At 64.9% G+C, this 23,538-nt stretch carries 21 protein-coding genes, 1 tRNA gene and 1 pseudogene; 12 read left to right on the forward strand and 11 right to left on the reverse strand.

Translation table 11 applies throughout. From position 1 onward, the window contains the following. Positions 1-47: 47 nt before the first annotated feature. Positions 48-1,235, forward strand: coding sequence for a pyridoxal-phosphate-dependent aminotransferase family protein (locus DY467_RS02600; protein WP_164633912.1), 1,188 nt, complete (start codon positions 48-50; stop codon positions 1,233-1,235). Here the strand turns inward: DY467_RS02600 and DY467_RS02605 are convergent. Further along, positions 1,232-2,644 (reverse strand): MFS transporter, encoded by a 1,413-nt coding sequence (locus DY467_RS02605; RefSeq protein WP_164633913.1) that lies wholly within the window; start codon positions 2,642-2,644, stop codon positions 1,232-1,234. The two genes, DY467_RS02600 and DY467_RS02605, sit on opposite strands and share 4 nt — an antisense overlap. A 264-nt stretch (positions 2,645-2,908) precedes the next feature. After that, entirely contained in the window at positions 2,909-3,883 is a 975-nt protein-coding gene (htpX, locus tag DY467_RS02610; RefSeq protein WP_164633914.1) for a zinc metalloprotease HtpX, read from the reverse strand. 143 nt (positions 3,884-4,026) lie between these two features. Here htpX and DY467_RS26770 point away from each other — a divergent pair, with 143 nt between their 5' ends. Together DY467_RS26770 and DY467_RS02620 are read left to right on the forward strand one after the other, a co-directional pair. Next, positions 4,027-5,331, forward strand: coding sequence for an adenylate/guanylate cyclase domain-containing protein (locus DY467_RS26770; protein WP_349627602.1), 1,305 nt, complete (start codon positions 4,027-4,029; stop codon positions 5,329-5,331). Between the two features lie 120 nt (positions 5,332-5,451). Continuing rightward, complete coding sequence (locus DY467_RS02620; RefSeq protein ID WP_164633915.1) at positions 5,452-6,831, forward strand: cytochrome P450; 1,380 nt, start codon at positions 5,452-5,454, stop codon at positions 6,829-6,831. A gap of 116 nt (positions 6,832-6,947) precedes the next feature. Here the strand turns inward: DY467_RS02620 and DY467_RS02625 are convergent, their stop codons facing one another. Continuing rightward, entirely contained in the window at positions 6,948-7,790 is an 843-nt protein-coding gene (locus DY467_RS02625; RefSeq protein WP_164633916.1) for an SDR family NAD(P)-dependent oxidoreductase, read from the reverse strand. Positions 7,791-7,967: 177 nt separating this feature from the next. Here DY467_RS02625 and DY467_RS02630 point away from each other — a divergent pair, with 177 nt between their 5' ends. The 4 genes from DY467_RS02630 (at position 7,968) to DY467_RS02645 (ending at position 12,111) form a co-directional block, all read left to right on the forward strand. Then, a complete protein-coding gene (locus DY467_RS02630) occupies positions 7,968-9,788 on the forward strand; it encodes a putative bifunctional diguanylate cyclase/phosphodiesterase (RefSeq protein WP_164633917.1) in 1,821 nt (606 codons plus the stop codon). 189 nt (positions 9,789-9,977) lie between these two features. Then, a complete protein-coding gene (locus DY467_RS02635; RefSeq protein WP_107342962.1) occupies positions 9,978-10,412 on the forward strand; it encodes a hypothetical protein in 435 nt (144 codons plus the stop codon). An 8-nt stretch (positions 10,413-10,420) separates the two neighbouring features. After that, positions 10,421-10,765: a c-type cytochrome gene (locus DY467_RS02640; RefSeq protein ID WP_164633918.1), complete on the forward strand. Its 345-nt coding sequence runs from the start codon at positions 10,421-10,423 to the stop codon at positions 10,763-10,765. Positions 10,766-10,845: 80 nt separating this feature from the next. Then, a complete protein-coding gene (locus DY467_RS02645; RefSeq protein WP_164633919.1) occupies positions 10,846-12,111 on the forward strand; it encodes an acyl-CoA dehydrogenase family protein in 1,266 nt (421 codons plus the stop codon). Here the strand turns inward: DY467_RS02645 and DY467_RS02650 are convergent, their stop codons facing one another. Further along, positions 12,112-12,306, reverse strand: a complete 195-nt coding sequence (locus tag DY467_RS02650) for a hypothetical protein (protein WP_011156346.1) — start codon at positions 12,304-12,306, stop codon at positions 12,112-12,114. It abuts the gene before it with no gap. Positions 12,307-12,740: 434 nt separating this feature from the next. Between DY467_RS02650 and DY467_RS02655 the strand changes: the two genes are divergently transcribed. The 3 genes from DY467_RS02655 (at position 12,741) to DY467_RS02665 (ending at position 17,819) form a co-directional block, all read left to right on the forward strand. Further along, a complete protein-coding gene (locus tag DY467_RS02655; RefSeq protein ID WP_011156345.1) occupies positions 12,741-13,142 on the forward strand; it encodes a hypothetical protein in 402 nt (133 codons plus the stop codon). 327 nt (positions 13,143-13,469) lie between these two features. After that, a complete protein-coding gene (locus tag DY467_RS02660; RefSeq protein ID WP_246701436.1) occupies positions 13,470-16,109 on the forward strand; it encodes a bifunctional diguanylate cyclase/phosphodiesterase in 2,640 nt (879 codons plus the stop codon). A 117-nt stretch (positions 16,110-16,226) separates the two neighbouring features. Beyond that, positions 16,227-17,819: a gamma-glutamyltransferase gene (locus DY467_RS02665; RefSeq protein ID WP_164633921.1), complete on the forward strand. Its 1,593-nt coding sequence runs from the start codon at positions 16,227-16,229 to the stop codon at positions 17,817-17,819. A gap of 32 nt (positions 17,820-17,851) precedes the next feature. Here DY467_RS02665 and DY467_RS02670 read toward each other — a convergent pair whose 3' ends face one another. Further along, positions 17,852-18,175: a hypothetical protein gene (locus tag DY467_RS02670; RefSeq protein WP_164633922.1), complete on the reverse strand. Its 324-nt coding sequence runs from the start codon at positions 18,173-18,175 to the stop codon at positions 17,852-17,854. A 207-nt stretch (positions 18,176-18,382) separates the two neighbouring features. Here DY467_RS02670 and DY467_RS02675 point away from each other — a divergent pair, with 207 nt between their 5' ends. Further along, on the forward strand, positions 18,383-18,808 hold the full coding sequence (locus DY467_RS02675; RefSeq protein ID WP_164633923.1) for a YccF domain-containing protein: 426 nt from the start codon (positions 18,383-18,385) through the stop codon (positions 18,806-18,808). Between the two features lie 183 nt (positions 18,809-18,991). Next, positions 18,992-19,068: transfer RNA gene (locus tag DY467_RS02680), tRNA-Arg, on the forward strand. Between the two features lie 347 nt (positions 19,069-19,415). Here DY467_RS02680 and DY467_RS26440 read toward each other — a convergent pair. From DY467_RS26440 to mobF, 6 genes and pseudogenes are all read right to left on the reverse strand, one after another. Further along, a complete protein-coding gene (locus tag DY467_RS26440; protein WP_246701437.1) occupies positions 19,416-20,015 on the reverse strand; it encodes a recombinase family protein in 600 nt (199 codons plus the stop codon). Next, on the reverse strand, positions 20,012-20,275 hold the full coding sequence (locus tag DY467_RS26445) for a hypothetical protein (RefSeq protein ID WP_246701438.1): 264 nt from the start codon (positions 20,273-20,275) through the stop codon (positions 20,012-20,014). The genes DY467_RS26440 and DY467_RS26445 overlap by 4 nt, the downstream gene beginning before the upstream one ends. Positions 20,276-20,284: 9 nt before the next feature. After that, positions 20,285-20,713 (reverse strand): recombinase family protein, encoded by a 429-nt coding sequence (locus tag DY467_RS26450; protein WP_246701439.1) that lies wholly within the window; start codon positions 20,711-20,713, stop codon positions 20,285-20,287. Continuing rightward, a complete protein-coding gene (locus DY467_RS02690) occupies positions 20,710-20,883 on the reverse strand; it encodes a hypothetical protein (RefSeq protein WP_164633864.1) in 174 nt (57 codons plus the stop codon). The genes DY467_RS26450 and DY467_RS02690 overlap by 4 nt, the downstream gene beginning before the upstream one ends. Before the next feature lie 122 nt (positions 20,884-21,005). Next, positions 21,006-22,586 carry an AAA family ATPase gene (locus tag DY467_RS26675; RefSeq protein ID WP_349627608.1) on the reverse strand — a complete coding sequence of 527 codons (1,581 nt, stop codon included), beginning with the start codon at positions 22,584-22,586 and terminating at the stop codon, positions 21,006-21,008. Between the two features lie 195 nt (positions 22,587-22,781). Further along, positions 22,782-23,537: pseudogene (gene mobF / locus DY467_RS26680) on the reverse strand (MobF family relaxase); the annotation flags it as partial. Position 23,538 lies beyond the last annotated feature (1 nt).

Raw genomic sequence — 23,538 nt, forward strand, 5'->3', positions numbered from 1 at the left:
AGCGAGCCGGCATGGTCGCGGCATCTCTCACCACAGGGACAAGCATCATGGCCGTCAGCGCCGGACGGGAATTTTTGGCGATTCCCGGACCTACCACCATGCCCGACGAAGTGCTGCAGGCGATGCATCGCCCGGCGCTCGACATCTACTCGAAGGAGATGGTGGCGCTGAGCGAGGGGCTTCTCGCTGATCTCAGCCGGCTGTTTGCCACCAAGGGCAAGTCCTACATCTACATCGCCAACGGCCACGGCGCCTGGGAGGCGGTGATCAGCAACGTGCTATCGCGCGGCGACAAGGTGCTGGTGCTGGAAAGCGGACGATTTGCGGTCGGCTGGGGCAACGCGGCCCGCGCGATGGGCTGCGACGTCGAAGTGCTGCGAGGCGACTGGCGCCGCGCGGTTCGTCCCGACGAGGTGGAAGCGCGGCTGCGCCGCGACACCGGACATGCGATCAAAGCGATCGTGGTGGTGCAGGTCGACACCGCCTCCAGCGCCCGTAACGATCTCGAAGCGATCGGCCGCGCCATCAAGGCCGCCGGTCACCCGGCGCTGTTCATGGTCGATGCGGTGGCGTCGCTCGGCTGCATGCCGTTCGAGATGGATGCCTGGGGCATCGACGTCACGATGTCAGCGTCGCAGAAGGGGCTGATGTCGCCGCCCGGCCTCTCGTTCGTCGCGGTCGGAGACCGCGCGCGCGCCGTGCACCAGCGCGCCGGCCTGCGCACGCCATATTGGGACTGGACCGAGCGCGACGGGCCCGAGCACTACCAGAAATACGCCGGCACGGCCCCGGTGCATCTGTTGTTCGCGCTGCGCAAGGCGCTCGACATCCTGTTTGCCGAAGGGCTCGACAACACCTTCCGGCGTCACCATCTGCTCGCCGGCGCGGTGCGCCGGGCCGTGGACGTCTGGTCCGAAGGCAACGTGCTCGGCTTCAACATCGAGCACCCGAACGAACGCGCCGACACGGTCACTACCGTACGGGCCGCCGAGGGTCACGACATCGCGGCACTGCATCACTACTGCAAGGACAAATGCGGCGTGGTGCTCGGCGTCGGCATCGGCGAATTGCAGAACAAGGCGTTCCGCATCGCCCATATGGGCCACGTCAACGCCCCGATGGTGCTCGGCACGCTTGGCGTGATCGAGATGGCACTGACCGCGCTCGGCATCCCGCATAGCCGCGGCGGCGTCGATGCCGCAGTAGCTTGCCTCGCCGAGAACGTGCCGGCCTAAGCCGCCACCGCCACGGCGCGGCGCATCCAGCGCAGCAGCCCGATGCAGCCGGCGATCGCGAGCCCGAGCAGCGCCAACGCGCCGAGCAGGGCAAGGCGGCCAGAGCCGTTTTGCGCCAGCGTGAAGTACACCGAGCCGAGCGCCGCGACGCCGGCCGCGCTGGCGATCTGCGTCGTAGTGCCGTAGAGGCCCGAGCCGGAGCCGGCGCTGGTCGCCTGCACGCTCGACAGCACAGCGCCCGACAGCGGCGCCATCACCAGGCCCTGGCCGTAGCCGGCGACCAACAACGCAAGCGCCAACACAAACGGCGTCGGGGATGCGATCACCATCACCGTGGCGGCGATCAGGCCAAGACCTGCGACCTGCAGCAGGCAGCCTTCGATCAGCACCAGCGTGCCGCGGCGCCGGGCCCGCGCGCCGGAGTGCCGCGACGCGATCACGAAGGCCAACGCCAGCGGCAGGAACACCAAGCCCGCCTGCAGCGGCGGCACGTTCAGCTCGAGCTGCATGTATAGCGTCATCACCAAATAGAACGACTGGTTGGCGAAGAAGAAGCAGAACACCGCGCCGAGGCCGCGGACGAAAGCGCGATCGCCGAGCAGCGTTAGGTCGACCACTGGCATGCCGCCATGCGCAGCGACGCGGCGCTCGTAGCGCAGGAACAGCGCCAGCATCGCGCCGCCGCCGGCCATCACGGCCCAGACCCAGCCGGCCCAGCCGACATCGCGGCCGAACAGCAACGGGCCGATCACGCAGACAAGGCCGGCAAACAGGATCACGGCGCCGCCGAGATCGAGCCGCGTGCCCGGCCGGCGCGGCGTCTGCGGCATCACCCTGGCGGCGGCCGCGATGATGATCAGCCCAACCGGACCATTGACGTAGAAGATCGAACGCCAGCCAAAGCCGCCGAGATCGAGCGTCACCAACAGGCCGCCGAGCGCAAAGCCGGTGGCGCCGGCAAGCCCCAGCACGGTGCCGTAAATCGCAAACGCCTTGGCGCGCGCGGCATCCGGAAACAGCACGTGCAGCGTCGCCAGCACCTGCGGAACCATGAAGGCCGCCGTGGTGCCCTGCGCCAGCCGCGCCAGGATCAGTTCGGGACCGGAGCGCGCCAGCCCGCACCACAGCGAAGTGAACGTGAAGCCAGCGACGCCGAGCAGGAACACCGTCTTGGTGCCGAAGATATCGCCGAGCCGGCCGCCGGTGACGATCAGCGTCGCATAGCCGATCAGGTAGATCGCGATCACCGCCTCGAGCTGCGACGACGAGGCGCCGAGTTCGGTCGAGATCGTCGGCAGCGCGACGTTGACGATAAAGGCATCGACCCCGAACATGAACTGCGCAGCGACCACGATCGCCAGCACCTGCCATCGGCGCGAGTTATCGGTTGCGGCAACGGTCTGGTGCATGGCGACGGATCCCGGCAAGGCTTGAGCTGTCCCACGGTCGCAGCCCGGCATCATCGGGTCGATTACCAGCCAGGTAAACAGCTGCCGTTCAGCAAAAGCCTCTCCGCATCATTGCGAACGCAGCGAAGCAATCCAGGAGTCCTGCGTACGGAGTTTATGGATTGCTTCGTCGCTGCGCTCCTCGCAATGACAGATGTAGGTCACCGATAAGCAAAAAAGGCCCCGGCGAACGGGGCCTTTGAAGCATTTATCACTGGGCTTTCACTAACCCCACGGACCTCGGCCACGCGGCTGGCCGCTCCACGGGCTGCGGCCGCTGCCGCGCGGGGTGCCGCTCCAGGGAGCTGCGCCGGTGCTGCGCGAGAACGCCGATGCCGGGCGAGACGGACTGCCGCCGATCTCGACGGCGAGCCGCTGCAGCGCCGCAATCCGGTTGTCGGTCGACGGATGGGTGGCGAACAGATTGTCCATGCCCTGTCCCGACAGCGGGTTGATGATGAACATATGCGCGGTCGCCGGCGAGCGTTCGGCATCGTAGTTCGGCACCTGGTGGGCCGCGGCTTCGATCCGGCCGAGCGCCGAGGCGAGCCACATCGGCTGGCCGCAGATCCGCGCGCCCATCTCGTCGGCGGCGTATTCGCGGGTTCGGCTGATCGCCATCTGCACCAGCATGGCGCAGAGCGGCGCGAGGATCATCAACGCCAACGAGCCGATCAGGCCCGGGCCGTTGTTGTTCTCGCGGTTGCCGCCGAAGAACATGCCGAACTGCGCCACCATCGAAATCGCACCGGCGATCGTCGCCGTGATGGTCATCAGCAGCGTGTCGTGGTTCTTGATGTGCGCCAGCTCGTGCGCCACCACGCCGGCGAGTTCCTCGCGGCTGAGCTGGTTCATCAAGCCGGTGGTGACGGCGACGGCGGCGTTCTCCGGATTGCGGCCGGTGGCGAACGCGTTCGGCTGCGGGTTGTCCATGATGAACACCCGCGGCATCGGCAGCGAGGCGCGGCCGGCCAGTTCCGCCACCATCCGGTAGAGATCCGGCGCCGAGCGCTCGTCCACCTCCTGAGCGCCGTACATCGACAGCACCATCCGGTCGGAATTCCAGTAGGTGAAGATGTTCATCGCCGCGGCAACGAGCAGCGCGATCAGCGCGCCATTGGCGCCGCCGATCAGATAGCCGACCCCCATGAACAGCGCGGTCAGGCCGGCCAGCAAGAGAGCGGTCTTGAAGTAACTCATGGTCCTCCTCCTGCGTCTCCGCTCCTGCAAGGAGCCTGGATAACGCATCCGTGAGATGGGGAATTCCGCCAGCCGGGGCAAGATCGCTTTGTGCGGCAGGCCGTCGCGGCTCGCTGCCCGCAATCCTCAACGAAAGTTCCTGTGTGACCGATCCGATCGCACCACCCGACGCGATGCGCGTCTATCCCGCCGGCGTCAGCATCATCCGCCGCAGCCAGCGCGGCCCCGCCTGCCTGCCCGCCAGCATCACTCTGGCCGAACTGGAAAACTGGCTGCTGCACGACGCCGCGGCCGAGCCGGAAATGCTGCTGACGTTCGAATCGCTGATGTGGCGGATGACCGCGGTCGGGCTGCCGGTGCATCGCGCCACGCTGCACATCCGCACGCTGCATCCGCAGTTGCTCGGCTTCGCCTGGAACTGGCGGGCCTCCGATGGGCTGTGCGACGAAGTCCAGGTCAACCAATCGACCGCCGACACCGACGCTTTCCGCCTCAATCCGCTGCACAGCCTGTTCCAGGGCGGCAAGGCGATCCGGCGCAATCCGCAGGATGCCGCCGCGCAGGCGGAATTTCCGATTATGCGCGACCTCGCGGCCGGCGGATACACCGAGTACTTGGGGTTGCCGATGGGCGGCGACCGTTTCCGCCACGCCATTACGCTGGCAACCACGCAGCCCGGCGGCTTCACCGACGAACACTTGGCGACGTTTCAGCGGCTGCTGACGCTGTTCGGCCTGCATGTCGGCCGCCACGTCGCCACCCGGATCGCCATCAATGCGCTCGGTGCCTATCTCGGCCCGGTAGCCGGCGCCAAGGTGCTGAGCGGCGACATCAAGCGCGGCGCCGGCGAGCCGATCCGCGCCATCATCTGGATGTCGGACCTGCGCGGCTTCACCGACCTGTCCGACCGGCTGTGCGGCAACGACATGATCGCACTGCTGAATGCGTACTTCGAGGTGTTCGCGGACGCGGTGCTGCGCAACGGCGGCGATGTGCTGAAGTTCATCGGCGACGGGCTGCTGGCGGTGTTTCCGCTCGGCGAAGATTCGCGCGTCGCCGGTAACGCGGCGCTGACTGCCGCGATCGAAGCGCAAGCCGGGCTGGCGCGGCTCAACCTGATCGATCCGGCGGGCGTGAATTGCGAAGGCTGGCGGCCGCTCCGCGCCGGCATCGCGCTGCACGAAGGCGAAGTGTTCTTCGGCAATATCGGCGCCGCCGAGCGCCTCGACTTCACCGTGATCGGACCGGCAGTGAACGAAGCCAGCCGGGTCGAGGCGCTGCAGAAGAGTATCGGCCGCAGTATCCTGGTGACGGCGGCGGCCGCGACCCATATCGACGCACCACTGGAGCCGCTCGGCGACTACCCCTTGCGCGGCGTCACCGTGCCGATGACGATCTTCAGCCCGCCCGAACAGCCGCTCCGGCAGCCGCTGGCCGCTGCGTCATAATCCTCGCCGCTTCGGTTTGGCCTTGCCAAGCCGAGCGGACGCCTCCTATTTTCAACTGGAACGCGCCACAGAACGGAGGCACACCTCCGCATGGCCGATACAACCGCCTAGGGAGGCCCCATGTCGATCCAAGTCGCGGATTCGTCACTCGTCGCTCGGCCAGTGCCGCCGAAGCCCAGTGCGCTCGCCCACATTCCCGGTGACGAAGGCTGGCCGATCATCGGCCGGACGCTCGCGGTGCTCGCCGATCCGAAAGGCGAGGTCGAGAAGATGGCCAGGACCCATGGTCCGGTCTATCGCAGCCGCGTTCTCGGCGAGACCTCGATCACCCTGCTCGGGCCGGAAGCCAACGAGCTGGTGCTGTTCGATAACACCAAGCTGTTTTCCTCGACCCATGGCTGGGGCCCGATCCTCGGGCGGCTGTTTCCGCGCGGCCTGATGATGCTCGATTTCGACGAGCACCGGCTGCATCGGCGCACCCTGTCGGTGGCGTTCAAGGCCGGGCCGATGCAGTCTTATCTGGCCGAGCTCAACGCCGGCATCGCCCGCCGCGTCGCCGAGTGGCGCGCTCGGCCCGGCGAGATGCTGTGCTACCCGGCGATGAAGCAGCTCACGCTCGATCTCGCCGCGACCTCGTTCCTCGGCACCGCGATCGGCGCCGAGACCGAAGAGGTCAACCGCGCCTTCATCGACATGGTCGCAGCCTCGGTAGCGCCGATCCGCAAGCCGTGGCCGGGCACCGCGATGGCCCGCGGCGTCAAGGGCCGCCAGCGCATCGTCGCTTACTTCGCCGAACAGATTCCGATCCGTCGCGCCAAGGGCGGTGACGACCTGTTCGCGCAGCTCTGCCGCGCCACCCACGACGACGGCGCGCTGCTGTCGAACCAGGCGATCATCGACCACATGAGCTTCCTGATGATGGCGGCGCACGACACGCTGACGTCGTCACTGACCTCGTTCGTTGCCGCACTCGCGGCACATCCAGAATGGCAGCAGAAGCTGCGCGAGGAAATCGCAGGCCTCGGCCTGAAGCCGGGCGAGCCGATCAGTTTCGAACAGCTCGACGCACTGCCCCTCACCGAAATGGCCTTCAAGGAAGCGATGCGGCTGCGGCCGCCGGTGCCGTCGCTGCCGCGCCGGGCAACACGTGCCTTCAGCTTCAAGGGCTACACAATTCCGGCCGGCACCATGGTGGCGGTCAATCCGCTATACACCCACCACATGCCGGAGATTTGGCCGACCCCCGACAAGTTCGACCCGCTGCGCTTCACCGACGAAGCCTCGCGCGGCCGCCACCGCTTCGCCTGGATTCCCTATGGCGGCGGCGCGCATATGTGCCTGGGGCTCAACTTCGCCTACATGCAGGCGAAGTGCTTCGCCGTCCACCTGCTGCAGAACGTCGACTTGTCGCTGCCGCCGAACTACCACACCGCCTGGCAGATGTGGCCGATCCCGAAGCCGAAGGACGGGCTTCGGGTCAATGTCGCGCCCCTGAATTAGCTCGCAGAACAGCTTCTCTCGTCATTGCGAGGGCAGCGAAGCAATCCAGAGTTCAATGCACTTGGCTATGGATTGCTTCGTCGCTTCGCTCCTCGCAATGACGGCGAGCGTGTTGTTCACCCCTCGCCGTGATCGAACGCCTTGCGTAGCGCGACGTAGCCTTGCTGCTGCGCGGTCCAGTTGCGGCCGCCGGTGATGCCGCCGTCGACGACGAGATCGTGCCCATTGATGAAGGTCGACTCGTCGCTGGCGAGAAACACCGCGGCCTGGGCGATATCGTCCGGAATGCCGGCGCGCTGGATCGGCTGCGCGGTCTTGTAGATCTCGCGCATCGTCGCGGCGGTCTTTTCGGCCGCATCGGTCGTCAACCCGAGCGCCTTGCCGAAGATGCCGGTCGCGATCGCGCCGGGCGAGATCGAATTGACGCGGATGCCGGATTCGCCGAGCTCCATCGCGACGCATTTGGTCAGGTGATTCACCGCCGCCTTGGCGGCGCCGTACACCAGCGACGACGAGAACCCGGCGAGCCGGCCGGCGATGCTGCCGTTGTTGATGATCGATCCGGCGCCCTGCTTCTTCATCGCCGGGGCGGCGTGCTTCATGCCGAGCATCACGCTGCGCACCAGCGTCGCCATCGCAGCGTCAAAGCGATCGACCTCGAGGCCTTCGATGCCGCCGGTCTGCGCCGGACCGCCGGCATTGTTGAACAGGCAGTCGAGCCGGCCGAACTTGTCGAGCGCGATGCCGATCAGGGCCTTCACCTGAGCCTCTTCGGTGACGTCGGTCTGCTTGAACACGCAGGACGAGCCGAGCTGCGCCGCCAGCGCCTCGCCCTCGGCCGTGCGGCGGCCGGCGACGACGATCCGGGCGCCTTCGGTCACGAATACCTCCGCGGTGCGCCAACCGATGCCGCTGGTCGCACCGGTGATCACCGCAACCTTACCGTCGAGCCGTCCCATCGCTGTCTCTCCCTGATCGGGCAACCGTTGCTGCCGCGTCTTTCGTTGTAGGTGTTGATACTCTGTTAATGACAAATACTCGACTGCAATTCAAATCCACTGCGGATGCGGGATTGCGCCGGCATTCAGGGTTGCACTTAACCATTATTACAGCGGCCTTCGCCATCCTTCGCGCGCATGACGAGCGCCGCACCATCCTTTCCCTCGACCGCGACGACCGACGTCGCCGAGAGCGATGAGGCGCTTTCCGCGGACGCGGCGGGCATCGCGGCTGCCGCCGCCGGGGAGCTGCGGCTGTTCAAGGAAATCGTCCGCGCGCTGCCTTCGGCCGTGACGGTGCAGGACGAGCACGGCCGGTTTGTCTTCATCAACGACGCCGCCGCCGCACAATATCGGCTTCCGCCTGCATCGACCGACACCGCAAACAACCCGCAACTCGATCGGCGCCGCAGCGACGGCGCCGCGCTGTTGGCCCAGGGCCAGTCCGGCACGCGCGAAGAACGCATCGCCTTCGGCGGCGCAGCCCGCGCGCTGCTCACTGCGCACAAGCCGGTGGACATCGACGGACGCAAACTGCTGCTGTCGAGTTCGCTCGATGTCACCGACCAGAAGGTGATCGAGGACGAGCTGTTCCGCCGCGCCTATTACGACGAACTCACCGGCCTGCCCAACCGCGCCGTGATCGAGCGCCACGTCACCGCGCTGCTGGAAGATCACCGGCAGCACCATTTCGCGCTGGCGTTTCTCGACGTCGACAATTTCAAGCACATCAACGATTACTACGGCCATGCGGTGGGCGACGCGTTGCTGGTCGGGATCGCCAAGCGGCTTTCGCTGGAGCTGCGCGACACCGACGTGTTGTCGCGGATCAGCGGCGACGAATTCCTGCTGCTGCTCGATCCGATCACCAGCGAGGCCGAAGTCGCCGGTCACATCGAATTCCTGCTGCAGCGGCTGAAGGCGCCGTTCTATATCGACGGCACCGAAGTGTTCGCGTCGGCCTCGATCGGCATCAGCCTATATCCAGAGCACGGCCGCAACTACGAGGCGCTGCGGCAGAACGCAGACATCGCGATGTACCGGGTCAAGAGCGACGCCAAGGGCGCCTCTGCGATCTTCAACATCGCGATGGAGCGAGAGGCGCTGGAGCGGATGGCGGTGGAGCAATCGCTGCGCCAGGCCATTCTCGACAGGCGTTTCTGCTGCGCTTTCCAGCCCAAAGTCGATATCCGCACCAACGAGATCAAAGGCATCGAAGCGCTGGTGCGGCTGCGCGACGACAACGGCGTGATCCAGGCGCCGGGCACCTTCGTCGATCTCGCGGTCGAACTCGGCTTGATCGACGAGCTGACCCATCTGGTGCTTGCCGAGATCATGAAGTCGATCGACCTGATCAACGCCACCTTCGGCGAGCACGCCAGCATCAGCGTCAACGTCGCCGCCAAGCAAGCCGGCTCGCCGGACTTCATGCGCTCGTTCTGCGAGGCACTGGCCGCAACCGAATGTCCGAAGCGGTTCATGGTGGAAATCACCGAGGACGCTTTCGTCGCCAAGGCGCACTTCCAGAAAGAGATCCTGCCGATGCTGCGGGAGATCGGGGTCGGCATTTCGATCGACGATTTCGGCATCGGCTATTCGTCGCTGTCGGCGCTTGCGGACATCACCGCCGACGAGATCAAGATCGACCGCTCCTTCATCACGGACATTCACAAGCGTCCGCGCAGCCAGGGCATCCTGCGTGCGATCGAGTCGCTCAGCGACGCGCTGGGCATGACGGTGATCGCCGAAGGGATCGAGACTTTCGAAGAACTCGCATACCTGCAGGCGATGACGCGGATCCGCTACGCGCAAGGCTATTACTACTCCAAGCCGGTCTTCCTCGAAGAGTTGCGGCCGCCGACCGTTCCGGTGTTTACCAGCGGCCGTCCCGGTGCGCCCGGCCGCCATCTCGAACAGGCGCGTCAACCGCTGACCCGCACCAGCTACGCGCGGGGCTGAACCGCGCGATCAGCACGGCACTACGCGGCGATAGAACCGCATTCCGCACAGCGAACAAACGCCTGATTTTGCTGGCTTGTCGGCCGTTACCTCCGGTGATGTCCGGGGTCTTTTGCTTGATCTATCGCAATGTGATTGGGGAGACGTTCGGCGATTGTACCGTCACCGTCAGACATCTTGGAGGGCGAAATGCCTGCCCATAGCCGCCCCTATCCGCTCGTCGACCGGCTGATTGAAACCTTCGCCGACTGGCTGAAGCATCGCCGTGAAGTCGTCGAGATGTGCCAATTCGACTCTGCGGAATTCGGCCGTATCGCGCACGACCTCGGCGTCACTGCGTCGGATCTTGACGAGCTGGTCCGCCAGGGTCCGCACAAGGTTGAAGAACTGCCGCAGCTGCTCAAGGTTCTCGGAATCGACGAGGACGCGATCGCCCGTGCTCAGCCGCTGGTGATGCGCGATCTCGAGCGCGTCTGCGCGCTGTGCCGCCACAAGGCGGAATGCGATCACGACATCGCCGACGGTTCACTCGCCGAGCACTACCAAGCGTACTGCGCCAACAAGGTGACGCTCGACGCGCTGGACAAGGACTTCCACGTCGCGCCCGGCACGGTCCGTCACTAATCGTGACGATGTCGCAGGGTTGGTTCCGACTCCCGGCCACTGGATTTCTCATCATCGCGGTGCTGCTGACGGTTCGGCTGCACGGCGCGGATGCCGCCGCCCCGCAGGACGGCGTCTCGACCGGTCATAAGCTCGCCGCACAGTGGTGTGCGGAGTGCCACGCCATCGAGCCGGACGATGCCCGCGACGGCAAAGGACCGGGGTTCTCCCGAATCGCCAATTTGCCCTCGACCACCGTGCTGTCGCTGAACGTGTTCCTGCGCTCCAACCACACCAATATGCCGAACTTCATCATTGCGCCCGGCGATGCCGCCGAGATCGTGCAATACATCCTCAGCCTGAAGCGCAATTGATGCGGTCGCAGCGACGCCGCGCGCCGGCGCCACCGACCTCGGCGGACCGCTCCGCCGCCCTTCCCGCCTGAGAGCCGCGCATGGATTTCGACCACAGCGACAAGGTGCAACGGCTGCGCGCGCAGCTTTTCGACTTCATGCGTTTCCACGTCGAGCCGGCCAACGTCGCCTGGCATCGTGAAGCGGCCGCGGGACACTATCCGCTGGGGCTGATCGAACGGCTGAAGTCGCGGGCGTTCTCCGAGGATCTGTGGAATCTGTTTCTGCCGGGCCTGCGGGATGAGGACCCCGGCCAGCGTCTCAGCAACGTCGAATATGCGCCGCTGGCCGAGATCATGGGCCGGGTGCATTGGGCGTCGGAAGTGTTCAACTGCAACGCGCCCGACACCGGCAACATGGAGCTGCTGCATCTGGCAGCAACGCCGGAGCAGCGCGCCGAGTGGCTCGATCCGCTGCTGATCGGCGAGATCCGGTCCTGCTTCGCGATGAGCGAGCCCGATGCCGCATCGTCAGACGCGCGTAACATCCGCACCACCATCACCCGTGACGGCGACGACTACGTCATCAACGGCCGCAAATGGTTCATCACCGGGGCCGCGCATCCGAACTGCAAACTGGCGATCGTGATGGGCGTTACCGGCGAGGATCTGCCGGCGACCTCGACCGAGCGGCACTCGATGCTGCTGGTGCCGATGAACACGCCGGGCCTGTCGATCGTCCGCAACATCCCGGTGATGCACTATCACTCGCCGGAAGGGCATTGCGAGTTGGTGTTTCGAAACGTCCGGGTACCAGCCGCCAATCTGCTCGGCGAGGAAGGCAAAGGCTTTCGTTTGGCCCAGGACCGGCTCGGGCCCGGCCGGGTGCATCATTGCATGCGCACCATCGGCCAATGCGAAGTTGCGCTCGAACTGATGGCGGAGCGCGCGCTCGAGCGCGAGGCGTTCGGCAAGCACCTCGCCGACTTTGCGAATATTCAAGACTGGATCGCCGAATCGCGGCTGGAGATTGATCAGGCGCGGCTCTTGGTGATGCACGCGGCGCACCGCATGGACCGCGCCGGCAATGCGGCAGCGCGGGTCGACGTCTCGGCGATCAAACTGGTGGCGGCGCGGCTGCAAACCCGGATCGTCGATCGCGCCATGCAGGTGTTCGGGGCGATGGGCCTGACGCCGGATACGCCGCTGTCTTACTTATGGACCTGGGGCCGCGCGATGCGGTTTCTCGACGGGCCGGATGAGGTACATCTGCGCGTGGTGGCTCGCGCCGAGCTGGCGAAGGCGAAAGCGCAGGCGGGCCAAAATGCCCACCACTTCGTTCCGCCGTCGCAATTGCTGCCCGAGTGATCAGCGCCGGGCCGGCTGCGCCATCACGGTGACGATCCAGCGCGGGGTCTCGCCGGTCTTGTCTTCCTTGACGGCACGGACGATGCCGGTGACCGAGGAGCCGCCGACCTTCAGCGTCGCGGCGCGGCCGCTGAACTGCGCGATCCGCGATCGGCGCGCTTCTTTCAAATCCGTGGTTTCGAGCGTCTGCAGCATGGGTATTCTCCCCTCAGGCTCGACTATTCGCAGTCGTCGTTACGCAGTGATTAAGCTGATCGCTGGTAAGAATACCGGTCAGTACCCGACAAAAGGCGAATGCCCCGCCGTGGGAGCTTTGCAGCGCACCGGTCAGGATGCCGCACCCCGCCACCTATTCGTTTGACCAGAACGTCCGCCAACCACTTTCATCCAATGATCACTGTCAGCAATTCGCCTGACTGGCAGCGTTTTCGCATTTGCCTTATTCAAAAAGAGCTGGGAATCGGCACGCGTCGATGTTCCGCAGGCGGTGATCGTGAGCGCAGTCGAGGATGACGACCTCCGCAACAGCGAGCGCGTGCCTGGCTTGTCATTCCACCTCACCCGCGACGACCGCGCGTGAGCGAACCTGAAAGGGCACCCGCGAGCGCCGGGTGACGAAAGGTAAATCAATGCAATATTGGATCGGTGCTTTTGCAGTCGCCCTGGTGGTCGTGATCGGCTACGCGGGCGGCCCTCTCGCCGCTGTCATCACCATCGTCGCCTTCCTGGTCGCGCTGTTCCTGCTGTGGGCGCGCGAACTCGGCTTCAAGGGTGCCTGGGAGAAGTTCGGCCTGCAGACCCTGGAGCTGCCGCTGAAGGTCGACAACTGGGATCGCTTCAAGCTGATCTTCGCCGACGAGAACAAGCTGGTGAAGGCCTGCGCCACGGCCGTCGCTCTGATCGCGCTGGCGATGATCCTGCCGCGCAATCTGGCAGCACTGGTGTATCTCGCCGCCGCCGCGTGGGGCGTGTTCGAAGTCTATCGTGCCAACAGCGCTGCGGCGCCGCGCGCAGGCACGCCGATCAACTAACCGGGCAACGCTCGGCACCGGCAGTCAGCTGCCGCTCGTATTTCAGAAGGGCCGGCGGAGCGATCCGCCGGCCCTTTGCTTTGCTCTGCAGACAGTCATGTTGATCCTTCGCAGCAATTGACCCACCGGCGCCGACATGAGCAATATTGAACAGGCGTGGTCTTGAACAATTCCAGCGCCGCTCCCCGATTCAAGTTTTGCTTACCGTGATTGCTAACCCGCCTCTCATCTGTGGCAGGTAGTTTTCGCGGGATGCAACACGTCCGGCCCCCAGATCCGGCTTTCGAACCTCCTCCTGACATCGGCGAGAACTCGTCCGTCGCCGGGATGCTGCGTCTTCGCCCGATCCTCTGGCTGATCCTGAGCGGCGCCCTGCTGATTGCCGGTATTGCGGTCACCACCACGCTGACTGTCAGCAATTTCAAGGAGAAGGCGCTGCGCAACGGCGAGCGCGAGCTGTCCAACACCGCGTTGCTGCTGGCGCTGCATTACGACCGCGAAATCGACGATTTCCTGGCGATGCAGAACGACATCGTCAGCACTGCCCGCCAGATGCGGCAGCCGTCGGCCGAAGCGTTCGGCGGCACGATGGCGACGCTGGCGATGCATCAGACTCTGCGCTCGCGCGCCCGAGGTGCGACCGAGATCACTGCGCTCAAAATTTTCGATTCGAACGGCACCCTGATCAACACCTCCGACGTGTGGCCGGTGCCGGTGCTGTCGATCGCAGATCAACGCTACTTCCTCGACCACAAATCCGGGACCGCGCAGCGGGTTACCGTCGCGCTGGAGCAGAACGCGCTGGCTGGCGGCTGGAGCATCGTGCTGGCGCAGCGCCTGACTGCAGCCGACGGTGAATTCCTCGGCGTGGTCACGCGCGCGATCACGCCGGCGCATTTCGACCGTTTCCTATCGCAAGTCTCGCTGATCGGCGATTCTGCCGTCTCGATGCATCACAGCGACGGCACCTTGCTGACACGTCACCCCTTCGCCGAGGGCATGATCGGCCGCAATTTCCGCGACGGACCGCTACAGCAGCAGGCGATGTTCGACGACGACACCACCGCGCGGCTGACCAGCCCGATCGACGGACTGGACCGGCTGGTCGCATCGCACGCGCTTACCGAACTGCCGATCGTGATGGTTGTTACCACCACCACCGAGGATGCGTTGGCGAGCTGGCGGACTCAGACCAAGCTGATGGTCTCGGTCGCGGCCGTCTCGGCCTTGGTGGTGACCGTGATCTTGCTGCTGATCATCAACCAGATCGGCAAGCACCACCGCGCCACCCAGCGCAAGCTGCAGCTCGACAAGCAGCGGCTCGACACCGCGATCAACAACATGTCGCAGGGCTTGCTGCTGTTCGATGCCCAGGCCCGGCTGGTGATCTGCAATCAGCGCTACATGGAGATGTACGGTCTATCGCCCGAGGTGGTGAAGCCCGGCTGCAGTCTGCGCGACGTGCTCGAACATCGGAAATCGACCGGTTCGCTCGGCGGCAACATCGACAAAATCACCACCGATCTGATCGACCGCCTATCGTCCCAGCGCGTGTCGGAGATTCACAGCATCCACGACCGCTCGATCGAATTTTCGAGCGTGCCGGTGCCGGGCGGCGGCTGGGTCATCACCCATGAGGACGCCACCGAGCGCAAACGTTACGACGAGCGGATCTCCTATCTGGCGCATTTCGACAGTCTCACCGATCTGCCGAACCGTTCGATGTTCCGGCAGCGGCTCGAAAACGAGCTGCAGCGTGCCAGCCGCGGGGCACCGTTCGCGCTGCTATACATCGACATCGACGAGTTCAAGAGCATCAACGATACGCTCGGCCATCCGGTCGGCGACGAGCTCTTGAAGCAGGTCGCGGTGCGGCTGCGCGACTGCGTGCGCGAGACTGACTTTGTCGCCCGGCTCGGCGGCGACGAATTCGCCATCATCCAGATCGGCGTCAGCGGCCCCGACGAAGCTACCGCGCTGGTCGACCGCATCTACGAGTCGATCCGGCTACCGTATCAATGCCTCGGTCACCTGCTCTCTACCGACGCATCGATCGGAATTGCGATCGCGCCGCGCGATGGCGCTGATCTCGACCAGTTGGTGAAGAACGCCGACCTGGCGATGTACAGCGCCAAGGCCGAAGGCCGCCGCACCTTCCGGTTCTTCGAGCCGGAAATGGACGCGGTCGCCAAGACCCGCCGCCAGCTCGAATTCGACCTGCGCAGCGCGATCGCCGACCGCGGCTTCGAAATCCACTATCAGCCGCAGGTCGATCTGCGCAGCGGCGCGATCACCGGCTGCGAGGCGCTGCTGCGCTGGCGGCATCCGACCCGCGGCATGATCTCGCCGGCCGAGTTCATTCCGATCGCCGAGGACACTGGCCTAATCAACGAGATCGGCGCCTGGACGCTGGCGACCGCCTGCTCGGAGGCGGCGACCTGGGACAGCGATATCACGCTCGCGGTGAACATCTCGCCGGTGCAATTCCGTCAGCCATCGCTGGCGCTGCTGGTCGCCTCCGTGCTCGGCGCGTCGGGGCTACCGGCGAGCCGGCTCGAACTCGAAGTCACCGAGGCGGTGCTGATTCACGACGATGACGCTGCGCTGAGCACGCTGACCCAGCTTCGCGCGCTCGGGGTGAGGATTTCGCTCGACGATTTCGGCACCGGCTATTCGTCGCTGAGCTATCTGCAGCGCTTCCCGTTCGACAAGATCAAGATCGACCGCAGCTTCATCGACGGCATCGACACCACCGAAGGCTCGACCGCGATCGTGCAGGCCGTGGTCAACATCGCAGCCGCTCGCCACATGACCACCACCGCCGAGGGCGTCGAGACCGCGCGGCAGCGCGAGATCCTCACGACGCTCGGCTGCACCCAGATGCAGGGTTGGCTGTTCAGCCCTGCCATCCCTGCCGGCGCGTTCCGCAAGTTGCTCACCTCGCACCTTTCAACCTGCGCCGCCTGATCATCATCACTGCTTCTGCGTCGTAGCAGCGGCTCGCAGCACGCCCTACACTGCGCCGCGCTGGCGCGTTGCGCCGGCCCCGCCGCGTGTTGTCCCCTTGCCAGCGAAAGCCTCCGCATGACCGACCAGTTCAGCAATCTGCAGCAGATCCGTAAGCCGGCGATCACTTCCAAGAGCGGCATCGTCGCGGCGCAGTCGCGCCGCGCGGCCGAGATCGGCGCCGACGTGCTGGCGGAGGGCGGCGACTGCATTGATGCGGTGATCGCCACCACCTTTGCGCTCGGTGTGCTCGAGCCATGGATGAGCGGCATCGGCGGCGGCGGCGCGATGGTGCTGTACCGCGCCAAGGAAGACCGCACCGAAGTCATCGACTACGGCATGCGGGCGCCGCAGAGCCTGCGGGTCGAGGATTATCCGCTGACCGGCGCGGGCGCGGCATCCGATCTATTCCCGTGGCCGCGGGTGAAGGACGACCGCAACATCCACGGCCCCGCCGCCGTCGCGGTGCCGGGCGTGGTTGCCGGCATGGAGGAGGCGCACCGCCGCTACGCCAAGCTGCCGTGGCGCGACCTGGTGGCGCCCAGCATCGCGCTCGCCGACGACGGGCTTGCGGTCGATTGGTGGACCACGCTGATGATCGGCAGCGTCGCGGCCGATCTGCGCCGGTATCAGGCCAGCGCCGCCTCATACTTGATCGACGGCCTGCCGCCGCACGCCCCGTGGGGGATCAAGTCGAGCGTCACCCTGCCCCAGGACCGGCTGCAGGCGACGCTGGCACAGCTCGGCGAGCAAGGGCCGCGCGACTTCTACGAAGGCGATCTGGCGCGGAGCCTCGCGGCCGACATCCAGGCCGCCGGCGGCACACTGTCGGTGGAAGACCTCGCCGGCTTCCGCGCGCATCTGCGCGATCCGCTGACGATCCCGTATCGCGGCGGCGCGGTGTTCGCGACGCCGGAGCTGACCGCCGGACCGACGCTGGCGCACACACTGCGTGTACTCGGCGAGCGCCTGACGCCGGCCGGCAGCGAACCCGACGCCGCGGCCTACCAAGCCTACGCGCTGGCGCTGCAATCGGCCTACGCCGAGCGGCTGCGCGACATGGGCGACGCCGACGGCCGCCGCGCGCTTGGCGCCGAGCACCTGGCGCCGGCCTGTACGACGCATTTCTCGGTGGTCGATCGCGACGGCAACATGGCGGCGGTGACGCAGACTCTGCTGTCGACCTTCGGCTCGAAATTCGAAACGCCGCACACCGGCATCATGATGAACAATGGCATCATGTGGTTCGACCCCGAACCCAGCCGGCCGAATTCGCTGGCGCCGGGCAAGCGCTGCCTGACCAACTACACGCCGGTGCTGGCGCAGGCGCCGGGCGGCCGCCGCTTAGCACTCGGCGCCTCCGGCGGCCGCCGCATTCTGCCGGCGGTGGCGCAGATCGTGTCGTTCGTGATCGACTATGGCATGGACCTCGACGCTGCGATCCACCAGCCGCGGATCGACGCCAGCGAAGGCGAGGTGGTGATCGGCGACGTGCGCCTGCCGGCTGCGACGCGCGAGGCGTTGCGCCAGAAGTTCGATTATGAAGAGGCGCGGGTGCAGACCTTCCCGATGAAATTCGCCTGCCCCAGCGTGGTGCTGCGGCAGGAAACAACGAATAGCGGCGCGACCGAAATCGCCCAGCCGTGGGGCGACGCCGTGGCCGAAAGCTAAAGCGGCACGAACTTCGCCCGCGCGCAGCAGAGTTAGGCCGGCATCGCCTCCGGCGCTGGCCGCGCCCGCGCAGTCGTCGTGCGCTCGGCGCGCGACCTCTGCGCCGGCACCTTCATCGGCTTCGGGCCGATCAGATCATCGTCGTCGGTGCCAAGCTCCGCGCCATCGAGCGACCGATACGCCGCCACATGAGCATCGAGCTGGGCGGTGCCGAACGTGCGGCCATCCTCGTCGGTGATGACAACATCCCAGCCTTCGCTCTCCCAGATCCGCGCCTTGGCGAACGCCACCAAAACACTGTCGCGCAGGCAGCGCATCTTCTCGTCTTGTCGAATGGCTGTGATGGTGTAGGGCAAGTCGCGATTCCTCGTGAACGAGGATTGCCGATACCCCGCAGCTTTGACCGCAATTCGCCTCCATAATGGCGATTTCGGGCTGACGGAACCGGCTGTGGACATCTCGCTGTCGGACGACGATCCTCGGCATGATTCCCGAGCCGCCTGCATCTTGCCGCGGCACGACGCAGACGTTGAAACGACCATCGTTTTCCGGAAGGATTGGCCATGTCTCCCGTCTCGCTTCTGCTGAATATCCTTTGGATCGCGCTCGGCGGCTTCTGGATGGCTGTCGGCTGGGCGGTTGCGGCGGTCATCATGGCGATCACGATCATCGGTTTGCCGTGGGCGCGGGCGGCCTTCAGCATCGGCGTCTACACGCTGTTTCCGTTCGGCCAGACCGCTGTGCCGCGGGAAGCCGTCACCGGCCGCGAAGACATCGGCACCGGCCCGCTCGGGGTGATCGGCAACATTATCTGGCTGGTGTTCGCCGGCTGGTGGCTCGCCATCGGGCATATCGTCACCGCCGTGCTGCTCGCCGTGACGATCATCGGAATCCCGTTCGCCTGGGCCCACCTGAAGCTCGCCGGCATCGCGCTGTGGCCGATCGGCAAGGTCATCGTCCCGATCGACGACCTCGGCCTCAGAAGGTGACGCAGGCGTCGCCGCTGTCCCCCCGTGTCACACCGCCACCGCTGCCAGCCTCTCAATGCGCCCCTGCCGCACCCGGCACGATTCGAAACCTGCCGCCCCGACCTCAGCCTTACCCCTTTGAGAAAATTTCGCTTTTCTCCCCCGTTGCCGATCTGGCTGCGATCGGCTACAGGAACGGGGCACGCACCCGTAGCTCAGCTGGATAGAGCGTTGCCCTCCGAAGGCAAAGGTCACACGTTCGAATCGTGTCGGGTGCGCCACTTGCGTACAAAACTGCGAACCCCGGCCGCGGGGACTTTTTTCCCTGCGATGACCTGTTCAAGCGTTGCGCTGTCCCCGACGATCCGAACGGTGTGGTCGTCCACTTCAATTCGATCGATCACAGCCCGGAGATAGGCCTTCCGGAATGGAATTTCGCCGTTGGCGATTCCCGCGCATGATCCGGCCAAATTGCTCAACCGTTTCCGGTGAGATTGTCTCTGGGGGATCAGTTTGGGCCCGAATGCGATCGAGCGCTGTCTGTGCACGTTCGCGGTCGATCTTGAGGCTTGCGATTCGGTCTCGCAGAATGTCGTCCAGTTCAGCAACACCGTCCTCAACCATCCTATTAGAGCCGCTTCAGCTTGTCGGTCGTGTCGGAGACCTCCCGATGCAGAGCATCGGCTCGTTCGTCGACCTCAGCGGCCTTTTCGGCTCGACGGGTGAAGGAGGCTGCCAGGATTTCATTCAGGCGGTCGGCCGTGAACAGGCGGCGCGACAGATGGTCAACGACCAGATTGTCGAGGGTGTCCATGCGGATCGATCGGCCCTTGCAGACCGACTTGCCCATGCGAGCGCAGGTGGAGCATGTGTAGTATTTGTGAACCAGCCCCGTCTTCGACGTGCCAGTGCACAGAGTCATTGCGCCGCCACAAGAGGCACAGGACGCTACCCCCGTGAGCAGGATCGGGCCGGTGACGACCCGAGGCGCAGTCACACGCGGATTGTGGGCTTTCAGGGTTGCCTGGACGGAGTCGAACTCGTCTCGTCCGATGATCGGTGGAACCTCAACAATGATCCATTGATCCACGGGCTTGTCGCGCAGGGTGCGCGAGTCCCGTTTATTGAATACCCATTGCCCGACATAGACCGTGTTGGTCAGGATGGTGTGGATTGTGGCAATGCCGAAGCGCGCTCCCTTGCGGGTCCGATGACCATGTTCATTCAACAGGAGGTCAGTTGCTTGACGCCCAACGGTCCTGACTGGCCGTCCCCTTGGCGATAAAGTCGGAAGATTAGCCGGATCGTCTCAGCTTCGGCAGGATCAATCACGAGCTTCTTCTTGACGCGAGCCCCCCGCTTTTCGGTCTCTTCGGTGCGATAACCGAGCGGCATCGGCGACCCGTTGTAAAAGCCCTGACGGGCGTTCTCCTTCATGGCACGTAGTACGTGCTTGGCGTTCTCACGGCTTTGATATTCGTCGAACAACGCGATGACCTAACGCATCATCACCTGTGCCGGATCATCGCCCAATTCCTGGGTGATCGACACGAGCCGCACGCCGGCCTTTGCGAGGCGACGAATATACATCTCCAAACCAAATGCGTCCCGGAAGAATCTAGAGAACGAGTGCACGACGACCACATCAAACGGCCGATCATCGTCGGTGGCACGTTCGATCATCTTTTGGAATTCGGGCCGACTGTCGTCCATGGCGGACGCACCGGGCTCAACATACTCGGCCAGCATCGACCATAATTTGGTCGCGCAAAATGCTGCGATCTGCTTGCGCTGGTCGGGGATCGACAGGTCGCTTTCGGCCTGCCGGCCGGTGGAGACTCGCAGATAGGCGCATGCCCTCGCACCGGCTGCGAGGGCCTCGCTTTCAGGGGCGGAGCGAAAGGTCTCGCGATGGCGAATATTCATTTGAGGTCTTCCTTTTGGGAGAGTGTGCCGGACCGCGTAGACACCTGCAATCTTGAGCGACCGGGCGCATGCCCGCCCAGGAATTCGTCGAGGATGGCGCCAAAATAGGTCTCGATGACCTCGATTTCGGCGGGCAGGACCGGAATCTGGAGCGGCAATTCGTCCGACACTGCCCACACGCGGTCCCGGTCGAGGCGGCTTCTCCGAACGTTGACCCGTCGCGCTGATGAGCGAACTTTCGGCGGACGTGGCAGCGGTCGTCGCCGCAACGCGGCTGTAGTGGAGCGTTTGGTCATACCGACAGCGACTGTCCAAGCTCACGCTTTCTGACGGGCGTGAGATCGGGCTGAGTTGCAGTTTCACCAGCGACATGCACAAGCGGATCGAGCGTGCTGTATTTCGGATTTTCCCGCGACAAGCACTTTGCGAGATGTGCGAGGCGCCGCTCCTGATCAATGACGCCGGTGTAGTCGAGTTCGTGCGCGCGGATTTCAGCGTCCAGCGCTCGACGATCGATGAAGAGTCTGGCTTCTTGCCTGGCACGACCCATGGCGACGTAGGCATCGTGACGGTCGAACCGCGGCGAGCCGAGCACGAACACACAATCAACCGTTGCGCCCTGCGCCTGAAAGATCGTCGAGGCCCAGGCATGCGCAATGAGAGCACAGCCCTGCTCGTTGGCGATCTCCGCAGGGCTGAAACAGAATTCGCGCTGATCGATGCGGGCCGTGATCTTGACCATGCCGTCCCGTGAGACGGCCACGTCCGTCAATTCGGCCTCAGTGCCGTTGACCACCTTGAATTGGTCGAAGCGCTGCAGAAACCGGACACGATCGCCGATAGCCAGCGGCAACTCATAGACTTGACCGGAAGGGGTAACGGCTCGAACGGGGGTATCATCCCTATCGATCACTCCCTCGGACTTGAGCCGGGAACGAATGCCAGAGCAGATCGCCCGCACTTCCGCGTTGGTCTTGGCAATCGCGAGGATGGATGCGTCGGGCGACACTTGCTGGGCATCTTGCCACGCGTCGACTAGTGCATCGACCGCTGCGGCTCCCCCATCCGCTTCCACGAGCAACCCGCGGCTCGCATAGGCAGACAGCCCGGCATCGGCATCACCATGAGCGAAAGCGTGCACCGCTTCCCGTGCCCATTCCTGCTGCTGGCGTACGATGGTGTCGAGGCCGACGCTGGCCACCGTGTCGTTGACAAGGCGCAAGGCCGCGCCTGGGCCGATCGGTTGGAGCTGTCTGCGGTCTCCTACCAGGAGAATCGAAGCTTGCGCCGCCTCGATGTGGGCGAGCAGGCGCTGCATCTGCCGGGCCGACATCAGGCCGGATTCATCGACAATCAGCAGAGTCGACGAATCCAGAACTTTGCCTCCGCTTTCGATTTTTGCGAGCCATGAGTCGATCGAGCGCGACGGGATGGCCAGATCGCGGCCAAGACTGTTGGCAGCCTTCCAAGCGACCGACGCTCCCAGGACTCGATAATTTGCCGACTCCCAGGCGCGCGCCACGACAGCTAGCGTGTGGGACTTGCCAGTTCCGGCGGTGCCCTGGATTACACCGAGCCTTGCGCCGGAAACAGCCAGATCGACCGCCGCGCGCTGTTCGTCCGTAAGTCCGGCAAGGCCAGCTTCCCTTGCCGCGATTTTTCGAGCGGGGCCCAACCTGATTTCGCAAGCCAGTCGCTTTGCGGTATCGACAAGCGTACGCTCGATCTCGATCATCTCCGGCGTGGAACAACGCGGCGCACCGGTACGATCCCGGCCAAGTTCGACAATCGCGCCGGTGGCAAGCAGACGGTCGACCTCACTCTTGAGCCAGCTCGGCTCGACGAGCGCCCCGACAAGCGCAGCGCCAACCATCTCAAACAGGCGATGACGCTCGAACACTGACTGCGTCGCGGTCAACTGCTCGGGGACGCTTTTCAGACGTCCTGCAATCTCAGCCCCACCAGTGGTCGCGTCGGATTGGGCTTCCACGCCAAGAACCCGTGCGGCGTGGACAATGCCTTCAGGTTCATATCCCAATCGACGGGTAGCGTCCCGCAAACGCTGATGCCGGTCTCCCTTCGAGACCTCCTTATCACGACGCGTGGTGCGCGTCAGACTGGCAGCGAGGGCGGGAGCTGCAGCGGATGTCACGCCCGCGGCAGCCAATTGCTCTTCGATGGTGGCCCGGCGCGCGCTGAAATAGGCAGTAACCTCGGAAGGAACGCCGGCGATATCAAACAAGCCATCCGAGCTGACTGGTCCCAGCGCAAAACCGGCACGTTGCAGGCGAGATGCCAAGCCAACCCGAAAATGGACCCCGATTGCCTTCTTCCACTGGCGCAGTTGCACGGTGTCGATCGCACCGATGGTACCGTCGGCGCGCTCGGCAACATTGAGGACGGTGACGTGCGTGTGGCGTTGCGGGTCCGGCGAAATCACGCCGTCCGCGTGGCGTTCCGGTCGCGCTTCGCCGTGAGCGAAGGCCGCCGCTAAAAGTCGAACGTGTTCGCGGCGAATGCCATTGCGCCCGCGACGTCCGAGCGACAGCTCCTGCTCAATAAAGGCGAAGGTCGATGCCACCGCTGAAGCTTCGGCCATCTCCATCTGACGTCGCAGCTGTTCATTACCCAACGCCCACAGGACGCCCCCCTTGGGACAACTGAAAGTGAGATCGACGCCGGCGGTATGCCGTCCGACACCACCGTACTTGATAAGCGACTGACCCTCCTGATCGAGGCCGGCGCACAAGCGCTCAAAGACGTCCGCCTGAACCTTAGTTCCCGCAACGATGCCGAGACGTGCGCCATGGCTCAGCCAGCGGCCA

Origin of the sequence: Rhodopseudomonas sp. BR0G17 (assembly GCF_010907025.1) — a bacterium.
Lineage (GTDB): Bacteria > Pseudomonadota > Alphaproteobacteria > Rhizobiales > Xanthobacteraceae > Rhodopseudomonas > Rhodopseudomonas palustris_H.

Excerpts from the sequence above, each read along its gene's own strand:
- DY467_RS02675 (WP_164633923.1), top strand. The coding sequence starts at position 18,383 with ATGTCTCCCGTCTCGCTTCTGCTGAATATCCTTTGGATCGCGCTCGGC.
- DY467_RS02635 (WP_107342962.1), top strand. The coding sequence starts at position 9,978 with ATGCCTGCCCATAGCCGCCCCTATCCGCTCGTCGACCGGCTGATTGAA.
- DY467_RS02600 (WP_164633912.1), top strand. The coding sequence starts at position 48 with ATGGCCGTCAGCGCCGGACGGGAATTTTTGGCGATTCCCGGACCTACC.
- DY467_RS02640 (WP_164633918.1), top strand. The coding sequence starts at position 10,421 with ATGTCGCAGGGTTGGTTCCGACTCCCGGCCACTGGATTTCTCATCATC.
- DY467_RS02625 (WP_164633916.1), bottom strand. The coding sequence starts at position 7,790 with ATGGGACGGCTCGACGGTAAGGTTGCGGTGATCACCGGTGCGACCAGC.
- DY467_RS02620 (WP_164633915.1), top strand. The coding sequence starts at position 5,452 with ATGTCGATCCAAGTCGCGGATTCGTCACTCGTCGCTCGGCCAGTGCCG.
- DY467_RS02655 (WP_011156345.1), top strand. The coding sequence starts at position 12,741 with ATGCAATATTGGATCGGTGCTTTTGCAGTCGCCCTGGTGGTCGTGATC.
- DY467_RS02650 (WP_011156346.1), bottom strand. The coding sequence starts at position 12,306 with ATGCTGCAGACGCTCGAAACCACGGATTTGAAAGAAGCGCGCCGATCG.
- DY467_RS26450 (WP_246701439.1), bottom strand. The coding sequence starts at position 20,713 with ATGAATATTCGCCATCGCGAGACCTTTCGCTCCGCCCCTGAAAGCGAG.
- DY467_RS02645 (WP_164633919.1), top strand. The coding sequence starts at position 10,846 with ATGGATTTCGACCACAGCGACAAGGTGCAACGGCTGCGCGCGCAGCTT.
- DY467_RS02665 (WP_164633921.1), top strand. The coding sequence starts at position 16,227 with ATGACCGACCAGTTCAGCAATCTGCAGCAGATCCGTAAGCCGGCGATC.
- DY467_RS02660 (WP_246701436.1), top strand. The coding sequence starts at position 13,470 with ATGCTGCGTCTTCGCCCGATCCTCTGGCTGATCCTGAGCGGCGCCCTG.
- DY467_RS26675 (WP_349627608.1), bottom strand. The coding sequence starts at position 22,586 with ATGGTTGGCGCTGCGCTTGTCGGGGCGCTCGTCGAGCCGAGCTGGCTC.
- htpX (WP_164633914.1), bottom strand. The coding sequence starts at position 3,883 with ATGAGTTACTTCAAGACCGCTCTCTTGCTGGCCGGCCTGACCGCGCTG.
- DY467_RS02630 (WP_164633917.1), top strand. The coding sequence starts at position 7,968 with ATGACGAGCGCCGCACCATCCTTTCCCTCGACCGCGACGACCGACGTC.
- DY467_RS02605 (WP_164633913.1), bottom strand. The coding sequence starts at position 2,644 with ATGCACCAGACCGTTGCCGCAACCGATAACTCGCGCCGATGGCAGGTG.